The sequence below is a fragment of the Afifella sp. IM 167 genome (assembly GCF_020144925.1).
In the GTDB taxonomy this organism is placed as follows: domain Bacteria; phylum Pseudomonadota; class Alphaproteobacteria; order Rhizobiales; family Afifellaceae; genus Afifella.
In genome coordinates, this window is record NZ_NSLC01000003.1 from 47,417 (window position 1) to 63,870 (window position 16,454).

General features: G+C 66.4%; 16 protein-coding genes. 14 read left to right on the forward strand and 2 right to left on the reverse strand.

Annotated features, from left to right (window positions below; translation table 11 throughout):
- Positions 1–20: 20 nt before the first annotated feature.
- Both CLD20_RS05430 and CLD20_RS05435 read left to right on the forward strand, forming a co-directional pair.
- Complete coding sequence (locus CLD20_RS05430; protein WP_224405591.1) at positions 21–1,139, forward strand: TRAP transporter substrate-binding protein; 1,119 nt, start codon at positions 21–23, stop codon at positions 1,137–1,139.
- Positions 1,140–1,414: 275 nt separating this feature from the next.
- On the forward strand, positions 1,415–2,197 hold the full coding sequence (locus tag CLD20_RS05435) for an IclR family transcriptional regulator (protein ID WP_224405592.1): 783 nt from the start codon (positions 1,415–1,417) through the stop codon (positions 2,195–2,197).
- A gap of 6 nt (positions 2,198–2,203) precedes the next feature.
- On the opposite strand, the gene ppsR is transcribed toward CLD20_RS05435, so the two are convergent.
- Entirely contained in the window at positions 2,204–3,649 is a 1,446-nt protein-coding gene (gene ppsR / locus CLD20_RS05440; RefSeq protein ID WP_224405593.1) for a transcriptional regulator PpsR, read from the reverse strand.
- A gap of 231 nt (positions 3,650–3,880) precedes the next feature.
- Here ppsR and CLD20_RS05445 point away from each other — a divergent pair, with 231 nt between their 5' ends.
- The 5 genes from CLD20_RS05445 (at position 3,881) to CLD20_RS05465 (ending at position 9,048) form a co-directional block, all read left to right on the forward strand.
- Positions 3,881–4,492, forward strand: coding sequence for a biliverdin-producing heme oxygenase (locus CLD20_RS05445; RefSeq protein WP_224405594.1), 612 nt, complete (start codon positions 3,881–3,883; stop codon positions 4,490–4,492).
- Positions 4,493–4,506: 14 nt separating this feature from the next.
- Positions 4,507–6,795 (forward strand): ATP-binding protein, encoded by a 2,289-nt coding sequence (locus CLD20_RS05450; RefSeq protein WP_224405595.1) that lies wholly within the window; start codon positions 4,507–4,509, stop codon positions 6,793–6,795.
- The gene (locus CLD20_RS05455) at positions 6,788–7,393 is read left to right on the forward strand and encodes a response regulator transcription factor (protein WP_224405596.1); all 606 of its coding nucleotides are present in this window, start codon (positions 6,788–6,790) and stop codon (positions 7,391–7,393) included. Before CLD20_RS05450 ends, CLD20_RS05455 begins: the two co-directional genes overlap by 8 nt.
- A gap of 177 nt (positions 7,394–7,570) precedes the next feature.
- A complete protein-coding gene (locus tag CLD20_RS05460) occupies positions 7,571–7,768 on the forward strand; it encodes a hypothetical protein (protein ID WP_224405597.1) in 198 nt (65 codons plus the stop codon).
- Positions 7,769–8,283: 515 nt separating this feature from the next.
- A complete protein-coding gene (locus CLD20_RS05465) occupies positions 8,284–9,048 on the forward strand; it encodes an acetoacetate decarboxylase family protein (RefSeq protein WP_224405598.1) in 765 nt (254 codons plus the stop codon).
- A gap of 97 nt (positions 9,049–9,145) precedes the next feature.
- Here the strand turns inward: CLD20_RS05465 and CLD20_RS05470 are convergent, their stop codons facing one another.
- Positions 9,146–9,754 carry a helix-turn-helix domain-containing protein gene (locus CLD20_RS05470; protein WP_224405599.1) on the reverse strand — a complete coding sequence of 203 codons (609 nt, stop codon included), beginning with the start codon at positions 9,752–9,754 and terminating at the stop codon, positions 9,146–9,148.
- A gap of 246 nt (positions 9,755–10,000) precedes the next feature.
- Between CLD20_RS05470 and CLD20_RS05475 the strand changes: the two genes are divergently transcribed.
- From CLD20_RS05475 to CLD20_RS05505, 7 genes are all read left to right on the forward strand, one after another.
- A complete protein-coding gene (locus CLD20_RS05475) occupies positions 10,001–10,780 on the forward strand; it encodes an acetoacetate decarboxylase family protein (protein WP_224405600.1) in 780 nt (259 codons plus the stop codon).
- A 29-nt stretch (positions 10,781–10,809) separates the two neighbouring features.
- A complete protein-coding gene (locus CLD20_RS05480) occupies positions 10,810–11,676 on the forward strand; it encodes a transporter substrate-binding domain-containing protein (RefSeq protein ID WP_224405601.1) in 867 nt (288 codons plus the stop codon).
- Between the two features lie 29 nt (positions 11,677–11,705).
- The gene (locus CLD20_RS05485) at positions 11,706–12,605 is read left to right on the forward strand and encodes an amino acid ABC transporter permease (RefSeq protein ID WP_224405602.1); all 900 of its coding nucleotides are present in this window, start codon (positions 11,706–11,708) and stop codon (positions 12,603–12,605) included.
- Between the two features lie 22 nt (positions 12,606–12,627).
- On the forward strand, positions 12,628–13,413 hold the full coding sequence (locus tag CLD20_RS05490) for an amino acid ABC transporter ATP-binding protein (RefSeq protein ID WP_304504351.1): 786 nt from the start codon (positions 12,628–12,630) through the stop codon (positions 13,411–13,413).
- Between the two features lie 235 nt (positions 13,414–13,648).
- Positions 13,649–14,881, forward strand: a complete 1,233-nt coding sequence (locus tag CLD20_RS05495) for an ROK family transcriptional regulator (protein ID WP_224405603.1) — start codon at positions 13,649–13,651, stop codon at positions 14,879–14,881.
- A 19-nt stretch (positions 14,882–14,900) separates the two neighbouring features.
- Entirely contained in the window at positions 14,901–15,887 is a 987-nt protein-coding gene (locus CLD20_RS05500; protein WP_224405604.1) for a tripartite tricarboxylate transporter substrate binding protein, read from the forward strand.
- Between the two features lie 73 nt (positions 15,888–15,960).
- On the forward strand, positions 15,961–16,443 hold the full coding sequence (locus CLD20_RS05505) for a tripartite tricarboxylate transporter TctB family protein (RefSeq protein WP_224405605.1): 483 nt from the start codon (positions 15,961–15,963) through the stop codon (positions 16,441–16,443).
- Positions 16,444–16,454 lie beyond the last annotated feature (11 nt).

Genomic DNA, 16,454 nt, shown 5'->3' on the forward strand with positions numbered 1-16,454 from the left:
AAAGAGAGGAAATCCCAGTGATGACGAGATTCACGCAGGTCCTTGCCTGCGGCCTTCTCGGCGCTGCCGTCGCTTTCGGCAGCCCGGGGGCCGCAAAGGCACAGGACAAGACCTACGACCTGAACATCCAGACGGCCGTTCCCAATTCCAGCCTGTACTTCAAGCTCGTCGAGGAGTTCGGCAAGAGCCTGGAAGACATGTCGGGCGGCCGGCTGAAGGTGAACGTCCTGCCGGACGGTGCCGAAGTCGCGGCGTTCGAGATCCTGGACGCCGTCAGCAACGGCGTCGTCAATGCGGGCTATTGCTGGCCGCACTACTGGTCCGGCAAAAACTCGGCCTTCGTGCTCTTCTCCAACGTGCCGGCGAGCACCGGCATGGATCAGCAGAGCCTGATGTCATGGTACTACGCCGGCGAGGGCTTCGATCTCTACCAGGAGCTGCTGCAGGAGGTGATGAACCTCGACGTCGTCTCCTTCCCGATGGAGCCGATGGGCCCCGATCCGCTCGGCTGGTTCGCCAAGCCCTTCGAGAGCATGGACGAGTTCCGCTCGCTCAAGTACCGGGCGCCTCCCGGCATCGCCGGCCAGACCTACAACGCCATGGGCGTGCCGGCCGTCGCCATGCCCGGCTCGGAGCTCGTTCCGGCCGCCCAGCGCGGCACGATCGACGCGGCCGAATGGATCGGGCCTGCCGACGACCGCAATCTCGGCCTGTCGAAAATCTGGAACTACTACTACCTGCAGGGGCTGCACCAGCAGACCGATGTCGGCGAACTCCTGATCAACAAGAGCTTCTTCGAAGGTCTGCCGGACGACCTCAAGGCGATGATCCGCACGGCCGTGCTGGCGAACGCCATGCAGACCCAGGCGACGAACCTGAGGGAGAACTCTCTGGCGGTGAAGGAGTACGAGGAAGGGGGCATCCATGTCCTCGATACGCCGGACGAGTATTACCAGATGTTCATCGACGCGCAGAACGAGATCATCAAGAAATATCTCGACGAGAACGCGTTCTTCGCCAGGGTGTACAAGTCCCAGGAAGACTTCGCCAAGCTGGTCTATCCCTACCATTCGCGCGTGCAGAAGTTGCACAGCGAGGTGGTCCAGGGCGCGGAAAAGGTTCGCCAAGGCCAGCAATAGGCTCAGCTGCAAGGCAAGGGCCGGCGGCCGGGAGCCGCCGTCCCCTTTTCTCCCGACAAACGGTTCGCCGGCGTTGCCGGCGGGCCGGCCCGGGGTCGGCTTTCGTCCGTTGGCCCGGATGCCGCGCCACGCTTGAATTCAGACGCGCTTTTGGCAAATAACGCGGTTGTCGGGCTGAGGCAGCGCCGATGGCGTTCGTTTCCCGGCCGGGTCTTGCGCGAAATGGAGGGCCAGCCCGGCAAGACGGGCGCGGTGCAAGCGGGAAGGGCGAGACATTGAATTCTGCTGAAGCGGACAAGAAGGACGCCATTCCGCCCAATCTGCGGCCTCTCGTGCTTTTGGAAGAGATCGCAAGGGCCGGCGTGCCGGTGACGCCGACCAACATGATGGATCGGATCGATCTGCCGAAGCCGACCGTGCAGCGGCTGTTCGCGACGCTGGAATCGCACGGCTTCCTGCAGCGCGAGCTGAACGGGCGCAGCTATACGCCCGGCCTTAGGCTGCGGCGCCTCACCACCAACGTCTTTTCCTCCATGCGCATGCAGACCAACATGGTCGGCATCCTGCAGGCGCTCGCCGAGCGCATCGGGGAGACCTGCAACGTCGCCGCGCCCGATCGCGCCGGCATGATCTATATCGAGCGCGCGGAGACGAAATGGCCGCTGCGCATCCAGCTGCCCATCGGAAGTGCCGTGCCGTTCCACTGCACGGCGAGCGGCAAGGCCTATCTGTCGACGCTCGGGCGCGCGCGCCTGGAACGCCTTCTCGGCAACATGCGGCTGGAATCGTATTCGCCGAACACCATCACCGACCGCAGGAAGCTGATGGAGGAGCTTCAGCGCGCCGGCGAGGAAGGCTGGGCGCAGGACAACGAGGAATTCATCGAGGGGATGATCGGCATCGCGGTGCCGATCAGCGACCGGCAGGGAAAGATGTTTTCCACGCTCTCCCTGCACGCGCCCTCGCAGCGCCTCAGCCTGAAGAGCGCGCAGGCCCATGTGCCGCTGCTGCGCGAGACGGCCGAAAGGCTTTCCGAGCTGGTGATCGGCGAAAGCTGAGCGCGCTCAGGCGCCGCCCTCGCGGGCCTCGCCGTTCGGCGAAGCGGCCTCGATATCCGGGGCGCCATCCGGGGCGACGATGCCGAAGCGGTTGAGCTTGGCGTAGAGCGCCTGGCGGCTGAGGCCGAGGACGCGCGCCGCGACCGTGCGGTTGTTGCCGCTCAGCTGCAGCGCCGTCTCGATGCACATCTTCTCGATCACGTCCGTCGTCTCGCGCACGAGATCCTTCAGCGGCACGCGGCCGATCATGTCGATCATGCCTTCGGCGGCCCGCTCGATGCCGCTCTCCTCCGCCGTGGCCGAACTCTCCGCCGAAAGGGCACGCATGACGAAGCCGTAGCCCGGCGGCGTTCCGTCCGCGATGAAGACGGCGGAAAGATCGACGCCCCGGCCAAGGCCGTGGCCCATCCGGATGGTGGCGGCGAAATGCTCGATCCGGCCATGGCCGCGGATATTCTGCAGCAGCACTTCCTTCTGCAGCGGGCTCCAGCCGAAGAAATCGTGCACGGGGCGACCGACCGCGAGCGCGGCGCTGGCGATGCCGGAAAGGGCGAGGAAGGAATCGTTCGCCCACAGGATGCGGCCCGTCTCGTCGGTGAGGAGAACGGCTTCCACCGCGCCGCGCACCAGCGAAACGAGAGCGAGGTCGGCTTCGTCGGCCGTTTCGCGCGCCGGCGAAAGGCGCACCATGACCAGGCGAAGGTCGCCGGCCCGGAAGAGCTCCGCGGAAAGGGCGAGGCACTCGCCGCCCATGGAATCGGCCGTCGCCGAGACCGGCCTGCCGGAAGCTAGCACCTGCGCCAGGAGCGCCGTCATCCTTCGCCGCTCGGCGCGCCTGAAGAAGGAGGAGAGCCGGCTGCCCTCCAGATCCTCGCCCGGCTGGCCGAGGAGGCCGGCGGCGCGCGGATTGGCCTCGCGGATGCGGCCTGTTGCCGCATCGATCGTCACGATGGCGTCGGAGGCCGTGTCGAAGAGGAGACGGTAATGCGCCTCGGCCTTGCGCAGGCTCGTGGCGTTGGCATCGAGAGACTGCTGGTGGGCGAGGAGCTGCGACTGGAGCTCCGTCATCGGCCGCAGGTCGCGGCCGACGAGCACCACCCGGTCCTCATCGCTCATGCGCGCGGCGGCGTACTGAATCGGAAGAGTCGCGCCCGCATCGAGGCTGTGCTGGACGCTGTAGTGGGAGGCGACGCGCCCGTTACGCGCCGCGCCGAGCATCTCCCTGAGGACGGGGCGGCTGGTGCGACGGACGACCTCGGCGATAGGCCGGTTGCGCCAATGGGCGATGCTTTCCGCCAGGCGCCGGTCGAGATTGTGCGTCAGATCGACGATGACGTCGTCGCGGTCGACGACGATGGCGAGATCGGAGATCGCCGACAGAAGCGCCGCCGCGGCCGCCGCATCCACATGCGTCAGCTTCAGGGACTGGTTGGCGTGCTTCAGGATCGTCATTTCGCGGGCAGGTTGAGCGGGTGCTTCGTGCGCTCCCGGCAGAAGGGAAATCGTATCGCCCCGTTTTGCATATCGTGTTGCGTGGCTTACAGTTTCCCGATCGTTTCCCTTCCGTGAGCGAATGTCCAGTGCCGTGTTGAAGCACCTGTCGCCGCCGCGCTACATTCGCAGGGCTGCAGGCCAGCTGGCCGGCTCTCCGGGGGGAGGGCGGCCGATATCCAGGAGACCTAGTTGACCATCTTCCTGAGGGAAAGGCACGAGGCCGAGTCGTTCCGCTTCGTGCTCCGCAGGGAGACGAGGGAGCAGCATCTGGCCCTGGACCAGCACGCCGCCTTTGCCGAGCTGCAGGAGGGCGTGCTCGAACTCGGTCGCTACCGCCGGCTGATGGCGGCGCTGCACGGCTTCTATCTCGGTTTCGACCCCGCGGTGGCGCGCGCCTGCGCGGCCTATGGGCTGGAGCGGCGCGGCTTCCATTACGCGCCGCGCGCGCCGATCCTGGCGCAGGATCTCGTCAGTCTCGGCGGAAGCGAGGGGATCCCGCGGGCGGGGATGGCGATGCCGGCGGTCGCCTCGCAGGCCGAACTCGCCGGGCTTCTTTACGTCTCGGAAGGCTCCATGCTGGGCGGCTCGATGCTGTGCGCCGCCACGGAGACGATGCTCGCGGAGGCCGGCGCGTCGGGCAATGCCTACTGGCGATGGTGCCGCGAGGCGGGCGCGCCGCGCTGGCGGGCGACCTGCGGCATCGTGGAGGCGCTTTCGAGCGAAGAGGCGGCGCGCGCGGCGATGATCGCCTCGGCACGGGCCGCGTTCCGGCGCTTTGCCGCCTTCCTGGCGGACGTATAAGGACAGACAGAGAAATGGTCCTCAACCGCGCCGTCGACCTCAGCTCCTGCGATACCGAGCCGATCCACATGATCGGGGCGATCCAGCCGATCGGCGCGCTGGTGGCCGTAGACGCGGCGACGCTGACGATCGAATACGCCAGCCGCAATACCGAGGCCTATTTCGGCCGGGACTGCGCCGATCTGCTCGGCCGGCCGCTGTCCGACCTCCTCGGGGCGGACAATTGCGCCGAGCTCCTCGCCCAGCCGCTCGGGCCGACGATGCCGGACCTGTTGCGCCCCTGGTTCATGGAGGTGACGCAGCCTGACGGCAGCGCCGCGGGGCTGGAGTGCTATCCGCATCAGCATGAGGGTCGGATCATCCTGGAATTCGTCGCGCCGAAGAACGGGCTGGCGGCGATGTGGGAGGAGGATCTGGTGCGCCAGCGGATCATCTCCGAGCTGATCCGGCCGCAGACGATGACCGAGCTCGCCAGGACCGGGGCGCAGATCATCCGCGAGGTGACAGGCTTCGACCGGGTGATGATCTACCGCTTCGCGGAGGACAAGCACGGCGAGGTGATCGCGGAAAGCACAGTCCGGGAGGAGAGTTTTCTCGGGCTGCACTATCCGGCCTCCGACATTCCCGACCCGGCGCGCCGGCATTTCGTCCTCAACGTCATCCGCACCATCCCGGACATCAACGCCGAGCCGGTGCCGATCCTGACGCGTTCCGGGTTGGCGGCCGACGCCTCCTCGCCGCAGCCGCTCGACCTCACCTATTCGAAGCTGCGCGCGGTGGCGCCCGTGCATGTGGAATACCTCAACAACATGGGGGTGAGCGCTAGCCTGTCGATCTCGCTGATCTCCAACGACGAGCTGTGGGGGCTGGTCGCCTGCCACCATTACGCGCCGCTGCAGCTCAGCTGGAGCCGGATGCGCTTCTGCGAGCTCCTCGGCGGGACGATCTCGGCGCTGCTGCAGAGCCTGGAGAACACGGTGCAGCTGCGCGGCAGCATCCAGGCGGAGAAGACGGCCTTCGCCATCGAGAGCGAGGCGCGGGCGGGGCGGCCGCTGCGCGAGGTGATCGAGGCCCATGGCGGAGAGCTGATGGAGCAGCTCTCGGCGGAGGGGATGATCCTGCGCCTTGCCGGCGAGACGGTGGCGATCGGCAAGGTTCCGGCCGCGCCCTGCGACTGGGCGCCGCTTTCGGAGGCGCTCGTCAACGGCGTGGCCACCTCCGACCAGCTGCACGCGCTTCTGGGCCATGACGCCGCCGGCGGCGAGCTGGCCGGGGCGGCGATGATGGAGCTGTCGGAGGACGGGTCGGACTGGCTCGTCCTGGTGCGCGAGGCCTATGAGCAGACGATCCGCTGGGCCGGCAAGCCGGAGAAGCTGGAGCGGCGCGCGCCCGACGGCACGTCGCGGCTCTCGCCGCGCGGCTCGTTCGCGCTGTGGCTGGAGGAGCGGCGGGGGCGCAGCAAGCCCTTCACCGCCATGGACGGCGAGATCCTGCGCATCACGCGACGGGTGCTTTTCGCCATGAACAGCCTCGACCGCGAGCGCGCCGCGACAGAGGCACGGCGCAAGGCGGAAGCGGAGGAGGCGCGCCTGCGTCTCGTCCTGCTCGATTCGGCGCGCGACCGTTCGATGGGCGAACTTGCCTCGGCGCTTGCCCACGAGCTCAACCAGCCGCTCTCGGCCGTCACCAACTACGTCAATGCCTGCCGCCAGGAGCTGCGCAATTACGGCATCACCATCCCGGAAGAGGTTGCCGGGCTGATGGACAAGGCCGTGTCCGAATCCTCGCGGGCGGCCGACCTTATGCGACGGCTGCGCAACTTCATCGGACAGGGCGAGATCGCCAGCGAGCCGATCGTCCTGCACACCGTCATCCGCCAGGGGGTGGAACTGGCGCTTGCGGCCAGCCGCGGCGCGCCGCCCGAGGTGGTCTTCGACTTCGAGCCGGGGCCGGTGCCGATCAGCGCCGATCCGGTGCAGATCGGCCAGGTGGTGCTCAACCTGGTGCGCAACAGCCTGGCGGCCATGGAGGAGACGGCCGAGCGCGTCCTGACGATCTCGACGCGGCGGATCGGCGGCATGGTGGAGGTGTCGGTGGCCGATACGGGCAGCGGCATCGCGCCGGAGGTGGAAAGGACGCTGTTCGAGCCGTTCCACAATTCCACCACCAGCGGCATGGGGATCGGGCTCTCGCTGTGCCGCTCGATCGTCGAGGCGCATGGCGGGCGCATCGGCACGCGGCCGGCCGAGAAGGGCGCCGTTCTGGTCTTCAGCCTGAAGGTGCAGGAGGACGCGGATGCATAGCGCCGCGACCGGCAAGCTGGTCTTCATCGTCGACGACGATGCCTCGGTGCGCGATTCGCTCGCCGCGCTCCTGAGGGCCCACGGCTTTCGAACCGCCGCCTATTCCTCGGCGGAGGAGTTCCTGCAGCGCGCCAATTTCGCGCGCGCGCTCTGCGCCTTCATCGATCTGCGCATGGAGGGGATGGGCGGCATGGAGCTGCACGAGACGATGATCAAGCGCGGCATCGACATCGCGGTGATCATCCTGACCGGCCATGGCGACATTCCGCTGGCCGTCGAGGCGATGCGGGCTGGCGCCATCGACTTCATCGAAAAGCCCGGCTCGGAAAGCCAGATCCTCGGCGCCATCGATACTGCGGCAAATCTTCTCGCCCAGCGACCGCAGCCGGCGGTGCCGCCGCAGGTGGTCGCCGAAAGGCTGAGCCGCCTGACCCTGCGCGAGCGGGAGGTGCTCGACCATCTGGTCCTCGGCATGACCAACAAGAGCATCGCGGGAAAGCTCGGAATCAGCCAGCGAACGGTGGAGATTCATCGGGCGCGCATCCGCGAGAAGCTGGAGGCGCGGGGCCTTGCCGACCTTATCCGCATGATGCGCTGAAGGGCGGAGCCGTCGTCTCCGCGTGGCTGTCATGCGGTAACGACGTAGCGGAATTACCGAAATAGAAGCGGTCGATCCACAGGCCTAAACTCCGTCCCCATAATGAGCTGCCGGCATGCGAAGCGTCGTTATTGACCGGTATGCATGGGGTGCGGGCAGGGCAGCCCGCCTTGGGTGATGGAAGAACAATTCGAGGGTTCGCGTGAGCGGTCGAAGCAACGCCACTGCCTAGTGGTCGCGCTCTCGGACGAGCAATACGCAGCAGCCGAAGCCTGGCGCTCGGCGAACGGGATCGAAGATCCTTCGGAGGCCCTCGGCGAACTCGTTCGCCTCGGCCTCCTCAGCGAGATCGCAAGGATCTACCGTCACGTCTGAACGCCTTCTGGTGAACGCCTTCTGGTGAACGCCTTCCGGCCTCGCCGGCGCTCGCTGGGCGATGATCGGCGTCGATTCCCGTATCCAATGCCATGAGCCGCGATGCCATGGGTCGGGCTGCTAGGCTCGCTTCAGACCCCGCATTGCCTGTTTCATGCGGCGTGGCAGCCTTGCCTTTTTGAGCCGACCGTGGCCTGCCACAGCCTGCAATGCTCGATACCGGCCGTGTCAGTCCAACGAACTGACGGCGGCGCCGCGGCAATCCCCAGATCGTAGCCGCCACCGACTCCGCGCTCCTCGCGGGGCCCCGGCCTGATGTCCCGGAAAGAGACGGTTGAATGCGCGATCGGCACGCCGACCGCAATTTCCCGGCGAGGCGCCGGCGGTGCTCCGATCCGACTGCGCGGCGAGGTGGAGGGGCAGGCCGACCGTGAAACTGCAACACCACGAAATTTGATTGACAGAATATTCGAAGTAGAAAAATAATCGACAAAATTTTCGAACGGAACGAGTCGATGGCCACGGACGATTTTTTCACCAGCTCGAAGGCGGCGCCGTTTTGCGGCCCGGACAGGAGCCCGCTCTACAAGCCCCTCCCGCGTCTTTACCGCGACCTGCGCAAGCTCAGCGTCTTTGCGCGCGGCGACATGGAGGGCATTCGCAAGGCATTGCCGGCGGAATTCGAGCCTGCCTCCGACATCGTCGAATTCTTCGTCATGCATTGCCCGATCGTCCACGACGATGCCGACCCGATCATGGGGCCGCGCGCCTACAGCGAGGGGGGCGTGGTGCTCGGCGCGCGCTACAACGGGATGCTCGGCGGGCATGTCGCCTACGAATTCGTGACAACGGACGATGCCATGTGCGGCGGCCGCGAGATCCTGGGATATCCGAAGAAATTCGCCGAGGTCGATCTGGCCGAGGACGGCAAGACGATCGAAGGGACGGTGCGCCGCCTTGGGCGGGACCTCATCGTCGCCTCGTTCGAAGAGACGGAGGCGCCGGTGGAAAAGCCGGTGCTGCAGCCGCGCCTGCAGGTGAAGCGCATCCCCCGCGCCGACGGAAAGGGCTACGACGTCAACCAGGTCATCACCATCCAGGTCGGCAGCGCCAACATCCTGGAACGGCGGGTCGGCAAGGCGACGCTCTCGGTGGGCGGTCATCCGCATATGGATCCGCTGTTCGAGCTGGGCGTCAGGGAAATCGTCGGAGCCGAGTTCATCGTCGGCGAGTTCGACCTCGGCTATGGCGAAGTTCTGCAAGATCTCCCGAGGGGCTGAGGAAGCCGGGCTCCGCCAACCTCCCGAAAAGGTGGGGGTGGGAATCGGGCGTCTCGATGGCTGGATGGACTGAAGCGCGTCGTGGGAGCCGGGAGCTCTAGTCGCGCTTCACCCGGCTGGTGATCCAGAACAGGACTGCCGGCTCGGGCCCGGGGTTGCGGCAGTAGTGCACGGTATCCGTCAGGTAACTGTAACTGTCGCCCGCCTGCAGGAGGAACTTCCTGTCGTCGATGTAGAGCTCAAGCTCCCCGCTGAGCAGATAGCCGTCTTCGCGCTTCCTGTGGGCGGAGCGACGCCTCGGGGTGGCCGCGCTCGGCTGAAAGACCGAGCGCATGACTTCGATCTCCCGGCCGAGAACGGGGGAGAGGACTTCCGTCAGGATGCCGCCCTGCTCGTGCACGCGGTGCGACCCGCTGCGCTCGATCAGGCCGCTCTCTTCGGCGGGACCAGGATTGCGTTCGCTGAGGAGCCACGCCACGGGCACTTCCAGCGCCTGGCTGATGGCGTACAAATCCCGTAGCGAGGGCTCGGCGAGCCCGCGCTCCAGCTTGCTGATATGGGCGACCGAGCGATCGACGCGCTCCGCCAGGGCTTCGATGGTCAGGTTCTTCGAGCGCCTAACCTGCCGGATCTCGCCGCCGATGGAGGCGATCGTGCGAACAGGGAAAGCCCTTTCGCTGGCGTTTCCTGTGGCGTGGCCGGTCAATGGCTTCTCCGCGGCACGATCCAAACCGAGCGAACGATCCTCGAATCGGGGTTTCCGTCGACATTATCCATACCACGCCCCCTTTCACGCTTCGACATGCGGCGCGATTTCCGAGTCCGACTATAATGCTCAGAAATTTCATTGACAGAATTTTTCTTGGAGACATTATATTTCGAGAATTTTCCAAAAGCGTGTCTGCCTGCCCGCCGGAACGCTGACCTTTCGTCGCGCCCTCGGAGAGCTTCGATGCCACAAGGATTTGACGTCTCCCGCCTCTATCGCCGTCTTCCCTACGGGACGACCGTGCCCGCCCGCTGTCCCGGCCTGAAGACGATCGCGTTCGACTGCCGCGTGAAGGGCGACTGGCTGGAGAGGAATATCGCGGACACGCCCTTCGACCTCGTGGACAACCGCGTCCTGATCGCCGCCGCCGACTTCAGCAATCACACGGCGTTTCCCTTCCATGACGTGATGGTGCTGGCGCCGGTCGAATACACATCAGATCGCGGTGAGGCGATCCGCGGCGGCCATCCGATCGTCGAATTCGAGACGAACAACCGCTCCGTTCTCGGAGGTCGCGAGAAATGGGGATACCCGAAGCTTCATTCAGGCATCGCCTTCGACAACGGCGAGGACGGCGCCGTCCTCGTCACCGTGACGATGGGAACGCGCAAGGTGATGGAGCTCTCCTGGCGGCCCGATGTCGAGGCTCCGTCCGGGAGCGAGGCGGCGGGGGTGCTGCAGCTCTGGCCGCATCTTCTCCTGCGCATGCTGCCCGATCCGTCGCGGCCGGGCATGGACCTCGTCGAGGTCCTGCGGCGCGATACCTCCGAGGACCTGACGGTCCTTGAAGAGAGGACCGGCAGCGGGAGGCTCGCCTTCGGGCCATGGCCCGAGCACGAGATCGACTATTGCGGCCTGGCGGAGCTGGAAATCGAGGAGGTCATCTCAGCCCGGATGACCGTTTGCGACTGGGTGTCCAGCGAGAAGAACGGCTGGGCCCGGCTGGTGGAGAGGCTGTCGTAAGCAATGAAAAATCAAGAGGAGAACAGGTGATGAAAATTCGGTCCCCGATGAGCCGCCGGCCGCGAGCGAACGCCGCGGCGCTGCTCGCGACCCTTGTGGCGGCATGCGTTTCCGGCGCGGGCGCCGCCTATGCGCAGAGCGCGCCCGAGGGCGCCGATCCGGCGCTTTATGCCAAGATTCCCGATGCCTATCGGGACGGTCTGACGGCCGTCTACGACCCGCAATATCCGCCAAGCTACTATATCGACGAGGGCGGCGAGATGGCGGGCTACGTCCTCGATTTCCAGAAGGCGGTGGCCACCAAGCTCGGCATTCCGATCAAGGCGGAGCAGGCGAAGTTTTCCGGCATCGTCGCGGGCATTCTCGGCGAGCGCTACGATACCTCCGCCTTCCACAACACGCCCGAGCGCCAGGAGAAGATGGACTTCGCCAACATCACGCGCACCGGCACCTCGGTGATGGTGAAGGCCGGCAACACGGCGGATATCGACCTCTACAAGCTGTGCGGCCACAAGGTCGGCACGACGCAGGGCGGCGAGCAGTTCCTGGAGCTCCTGCCCAAGCTGCAGGCCAGATGCGAGAGCGAGGGCAAGGAGAAGATCGAGGTGATGGTCTTTTCCGGCCCGAACGAGGGCAGCCTCGCCGTCAAGACCGGCCGCATCGATGGCTGGCTGGGCGACGCGCCCTATACCGGCTACATCGTGAAGCAGAGCAAGGGGACTTTCGAGAAGACCCCGACCTCGGACGTCTCCGGCTTTTCGGGCTTTGCCTTCCGCAAAGGCGACCCGATGGCCGAGCTTTTCAAGGCGGCGCTCGCGGACATGATGGACGACGGGACCTATCAGGCGATCATGGAAGACTGGAAGATCTCCGAACTGGCGATCGAAAAGCCCTGAGCGACGGACCGCAGGAGTAACCGACAGACATGAAGTCGACCGCCGCTGCGCCTTCCCGGACGGGCCCCGGCACGCCCGGGGAGGCGGACAGAAGTGCGCTGACAATCGTCCGGCGGCCGCAATACGGCCGCTGGGCGGCCAACGCCGTTCTGGCCCTTTTGGCGATCGGCATCATCGCGTCGGCAGTGCTCAATCCCAACTTCCAGTGGGACATCGTTCTCAAGTACCTGACGAACAGGACGATCCTTTCGGGTTTGTGGGTGACGATCGAACTGACGGTGATCGCGATGAGCCTCGCGATCGCCCTCGGCGTGCTGCTGGCCCTGTTGACGCTTTCGGGCGATGCGTGGCTGAAGACCTTCGCGGCCGCCTATATCTGGCTGTTCCGCGGCACGCCGCTGCTGGTGCAGCTGATCTTCTGGTTCAATATCTCGGCCCTTTATCCGGAGATCAGTATCGGCATTCCGGGCGGTCCGACCCTGTTTTCCTTTTCCGGCAATTCCATCACGCCCTTCATGGCGGCAGCCATCGGCCTCACTCTGCATGAGGCCGCCTACATGTCGGAGATCGTGCGCGGCGGCGTCCTTTCCGTCGGCCACGGGCAGGGCGAGGCGGGGCTGGCGATCGGCATGACGCGGCTCAAGGCGTTCCGCCGGATCACGCTGCCGCAGGCCCTGCGCGCCATCGTGCCGGCGACAGGCAACCAGGTCATCCTGATGCTGAAGACGACCTCGCTGGTGAGCGTCATCGCCTTGCCGGAGCTGCTCTATTCGGCGCAGATCATCTACGCGCGCACATTCGAGATCATCCCGCTCCTGGTGGTGGCGAGCCTCTGGTACCTGTTCATGTGCACGCTGCTTTCCATCGGGCAGCATTTCCTCGAACGCCGCTTCGGAAGGGGCTTTCAGCAGCCCGGCGGAACGATCTAGCGAGCACGGAAGCCAGTCCCAGATGCAGGATATCGCAACAACCGAACAGCCGCCCATGGTGCTCGCCGAATCCGTCACCAAGTCGTTCGGCAGCCTGAAGGTGCTGAAGGGGATCGATCTGGAGGTCGGTCGGGGCGAGGTGTTTTGCCTGATCGGGCCGTCCGGCTCGGGCAAGTCGACCTTCCTGCGCTGCGTCAACCATCTGGAGGCGATCGATTCGGGATGGCTGTCGGTCGACGGGGATCTGGTCGGCTACCGGCGCGAGGGGAACCACCTCATTGAGCTCGGCGGGCAGGAAGCCGCCTCGCGGCGGGCGCGCATCGGCATGGTGTTCCAGCATTTCAATCTCTTCGCCCACATGACGGCGCTGAAGAACGTCATGGAAGGCCCGGTCACGGTCCGGCACATGAAGAAGGCCGCCGCGCGCGAGCTGGCGCTGGAGCTTCTGGCAAGCGTCGGGCTGGCGGACAAGGCCGATGCCTATCCGAGCCAGCTTTCCGGCGGGCAGCAGCAGCGGGTGGCGATCGCCCGCGCCATGGCGATGGAGCCCAAGCTGCTCCTGTTCGACGAGCCCACATCGGCGCTCGACCCGGAACTGGTCAGCGAGGTGCTCGAAGTCATGCGCAACCTTGCAAGCGGCGGCATGACCATGGTCGTCGTGACCCATGAAATGGCTTTCGCGCGCGATGTCGCCGACCGGATTGTGTTCATGGATCAAGGCGTCGTCGTGGAGCAGGGAACGCCCTCGGAGGTGCTGAACGCACCGCAGGAGGCGCGCACGCGCGCCTTCCTCGCCAGCGTCGGCTAGGCCGCCTCGAAAGAGGATCCTTCCGGGCCCCGGCCGACAGGGACGGACGCGCCGGCGTCGCCCCGCAGCGTCCTTTCCTCCACGTTTTCCCCCGCAAATGGCCGGCTTTTGGGCGCCCGGCAGGCCGGTCGTGGGACCTGGTCGAGGGCCCGCTTGACATGGTTCTAATTAATTGCTTTCGTAAAACAATCAAATGAGCGAAGGGCTGTCGATGGCGAAACCGCTGGCTGCACAAGTGCTTAGCAAGCTCCTCTCGCGCGGCCCCCTTTCCCGTTCGCAGCTCTCCAAGCTCACGGGGCTCAATCCCGCCACCGTCACCCGCCTCACCCAGAAGCTTCTCGACAGCGCCTTCATCCAGGAAGGGCAGGAACTGATCGAGCGCGGCCAGCCCGGCCGGCGCGCCATCGAGCTCGACCTGCGCACGGATGCCCATTTCGTCGTCGGCATTGCCATCAACGCCTATGAGCAGAGCGTGGCCATCGCCGACCTGAAGGGCCAGCTCGTCGCCAGGCGTCCCGTCTCGCGGCTCAGCCGGCCGGATCCGGACGAAACGCTGCGCGCCCTCGGCGCGGCGGCGCTGGAGCTGATCGCCGAGCGGGGCATCGCCAAGGAGAGCGTCCTCGGCTGCGGGGTCGCCTGCGCCGGCGTCGTCGACACCTCGGCGCTGCGCGTCCTCTCCTCGCCCGATATCGGCTGGTTCGACACGCCCGTCGCCGGCCCGCTGCAGGAAAAGCTCGGCGCGCCGGTCTTCCTGGAGACGATGCAGAACGCGCTCAACCTGACCGAATGCTCCTTCGGCCAGGCGGCCGGCGCGCAGAACGCCTTCCTCGTTTCGATCCAGCTCGGCATCGGCGCCAGCCTGATCCTCGACGGGCGCCTCATTCGCGGGGGGCGCAGCGCCGCCGCCACCTTCGGCCATATGCCGGTCGCGGGCGTGGAGGAGCTGTGCAATTGCGGTCGGCGCGGCTGCCTTACCACCATCGCCTCGGGCTATGCCGTGCTGCGCTCGCTCGGTCTCGTCGACCGCTATCGCGCGCCGCAGCCGCACGACCCGGCCTATGCGACGCTGCTGACGAGCACGCTGCATGCGGCGGAGGCGGGGGACCGGGACCTTTCGGCCGCGCTCGGCCAGGCGGGGCAGAATCTCGGCCGCTCGCTGAAGGCGGCGATCGCCCTTGCCGCGCCCGACGTCATCACCCTTTCCGGGCCGCTCGCCCATTCGAGCGCCTATCTCGGCGGCGTCAAGCGCATGCTCGGCCCGACCAGCCACGACCCGTTCGGCTGGGAGGGCACGCTCTACGTCAGCGATACCGACCTTTCCGCGGCGGCCGCGCGGCTCGCCCTCGAGCGCTTCGTCTACCGCCAGGACGACCAGGCCTGGCAAGAGCGGGAGGAGACCGAAATATCGGCGCTCCCGATCCCATCGCAAAACCTGGTCACCACCCAAGCTCCATCAGAGGGGAACTGACATGCGAGCCCAATTTTCGTTGAGCATCATCCGAAAGGCCGCCGGGGCTGCGCTGTGTGCGTTCGCCCTCGCCGCTCCAGCCGTGCCGGCACAGGCGCAGGACGCCTATCCCGAAAAGCCGATCCGTCTCGTCGTGCCCTACGGGCCGGGCGGGGCGACGGACCTCGCCGCACGGGCGCTGGCGAGCGTGCTGCCGGAATTCCTCGGGCAGGGCGTCATCGTCGTCAACGTGCCGGGGGCCGGCGGCGCCGTCGGCGCGCAGCAGGTGGAGGAGAGCGAGCCGGACGGCTACACCATGCTGATGACCGCGATCGGGGCCAATGTGCTGCGCCCGGCGCTCAGCCCTGACCTCCCCTACAGCTACGACGATTTCGACTATCTCGCGCGCACGCAGATCAATCCGAACGTGCTGATCGTCAAAGCCGATTCCTCCTACAAGAGCTTCGATGACTTCGCCGCAGCGCTGAAGGCGGAGGGCGCCAGCTTCAAATACGGGACGGCCGGCGCGGGCAACGTCACGCATCTCGGTCCCAACATGCTTTTCGGCGAGCTCGGCCTTCCGGCCAGCGTCGGAACGCCGGTGCACTACGATTCGGACGGCGCGGCGCTGCTGGCCCTCCTCCAGGGCGAGGTCGATTTCGCCCAGGGCAATCTCGCTTCCTTTGCCTCGGCGCTGCAGAGCGGTGCCGTGCGCGGCCTCGCCATGACGACGCCCGAGCGTGTCGAGGGCTTCGACGACATCCCGACCTACACCGAAGTCGGCCTGCCGGAGGTCTCGATCGTCGGCTGGCGTGGCGTCGCCGGCCCTCCGGGACTGCCGAAGGAGGTCGAGGACGCCTGGCAGGCGGCGCTGGCCAAGACGACCGAGGCGAAGTCGTGGATCAGCCTCGTCAAGAAGCTCGGCGACGAGCCCGGCTACATGCCGAAGGAAGCCTACGACCCCTTCGTCAAGAAGGACTACGAGCGCTACGTGAAAATCGCCGAAGAGATCGGCCTTCGCAAATAAGCGCCCGATGCGGCGCCCGCCCCGGCGGGTGCCGCTCCCTCCCGGTCCCCCCAGAATTCGAAGGACGGAAGAGATGAGCTTTCGCCGAACGCGCGAGTTTGCCGTGCCGGTCGCGCTCCTGGGCGTCTGCGCCATCCTGGCGGGCTGGCTGATCCCCTCGCATGTCACCGTCGTCGGGGGTGGCAACGGGCTCAGTCCGCGCTTCTTTCCCTATGTCCTCACGGCGGCGCTGGCGCTTCTGGCGACAATGCAGCTCGCCAGTCTCTTCAGGGGGGAGGCCGGCGAGGAGGACAGCGAGGTCCGCAGCCCGGTTCTGGAGGCGCCCGACTATGTCGCCGCCCTGTCGCTCTTTGCCTATTTCGCGGCCATCGTCGTCATCGGGATGGTGCCGGCGAGCTTCCTCGCGCTCGCCGCCTACATGCGCTGCTTTCGCGTGAAGAGCTGGTGGAAGGTGCTTGTCTACGCCGCCGCCGTCACGGCTGTTCTAGTCGTCTTCTTCCAGGTTGCCGCCTCCGTCCAGCTGCCGCGCGGCATGCTCGGCCGGGCGCTCTGGTGAGCGGGACATAG

What these genes read in the sequence shown, in the direction of transcription:
- CLD20_RS05460 (WP_224405597.1), top strand. Translation starts at nt 7,571, where the DNA reads ATGGAAGAACAATTCGAGGGTTCGCGTGAGCGGTCGAAGCAACGCCAC.
- ppsR (WP_224405593.1), bottom strand. Translation starts at nt 3,649, where the DNA reads ATGACGATCCTGAAGCACGCCAACCAGTCCCTGAAGCTGACGCATGTG.
- CLD20_RS05505 (WP_224405605.1), top strand. Translation starts at nt 15,961, where the DNA reads ATGAGCTTTCGCCGAACGCGCGAGTTTGCCGTGCCGGTCGCGCTCCTG.
- CLD20_RS05465 (WP_224405598.1), top strand. Translation starts at nt 8,284, where the DNA reads ATGGCCACGGACGATTTTTTCACCAGCTCGAAGGCGGCGCCGTTTTGC.
- CLD20_RS05475 (WP_224405600.1), top strand. Translation starts at nt 10,001, where the DNA reads ATGCCACAAGGATTTGACGTCTCCCGCCTCTATCGCCGTCTTCCCTAC.
- CLD20_RS05450 (WP_224405595.1), top strand. Translation starts at nt 4,507, where the DNA reads ATGGTCCTCAACCGCGCCGTCGACCTCAGCTCCTGCGATACCGAGCCG.
- CLD20_RS05490 (WP_304504351.1), top strand. Translation starts at nt 12,628, where the DNA reads ATGCAGGATATCGCAACAACCGAACAGCCGCCCATGGTGCTCGCCGAA.
- CLD20_RS05485 (WP_224405602.1), top strand. Translation starts at nt 11,706, where the DNA reads ATGAAGTCGACCGCCGCTGCGCCTTCCCGGACGGGCCCCGGCACGCCC.
- CLD20_RS05430 (WP_224405591.1), top strand. Translation starts at nt 21, where the DNA reads ATGACGAGATTCACGCAGGTCCTTGCCTGCGGCCTTCTCGGCGCTGCC.
- CLD20_RS05480 (WP_224405601.1), top strand. Translation starts at nt 10,810, where the DNA reads ATGAAAATTCGGTCCCCGATGAGCCGCCGGCCGCGAGCGAACGCCGCG.
- CLD20_RS05455 (WP_224405596.1), top strand. Translation starts at nt 6,788, where the DNA reads ATGCATAGCGCCGCGACCGGCAAGCTGGTCTTCATCGTCGACGACGAT.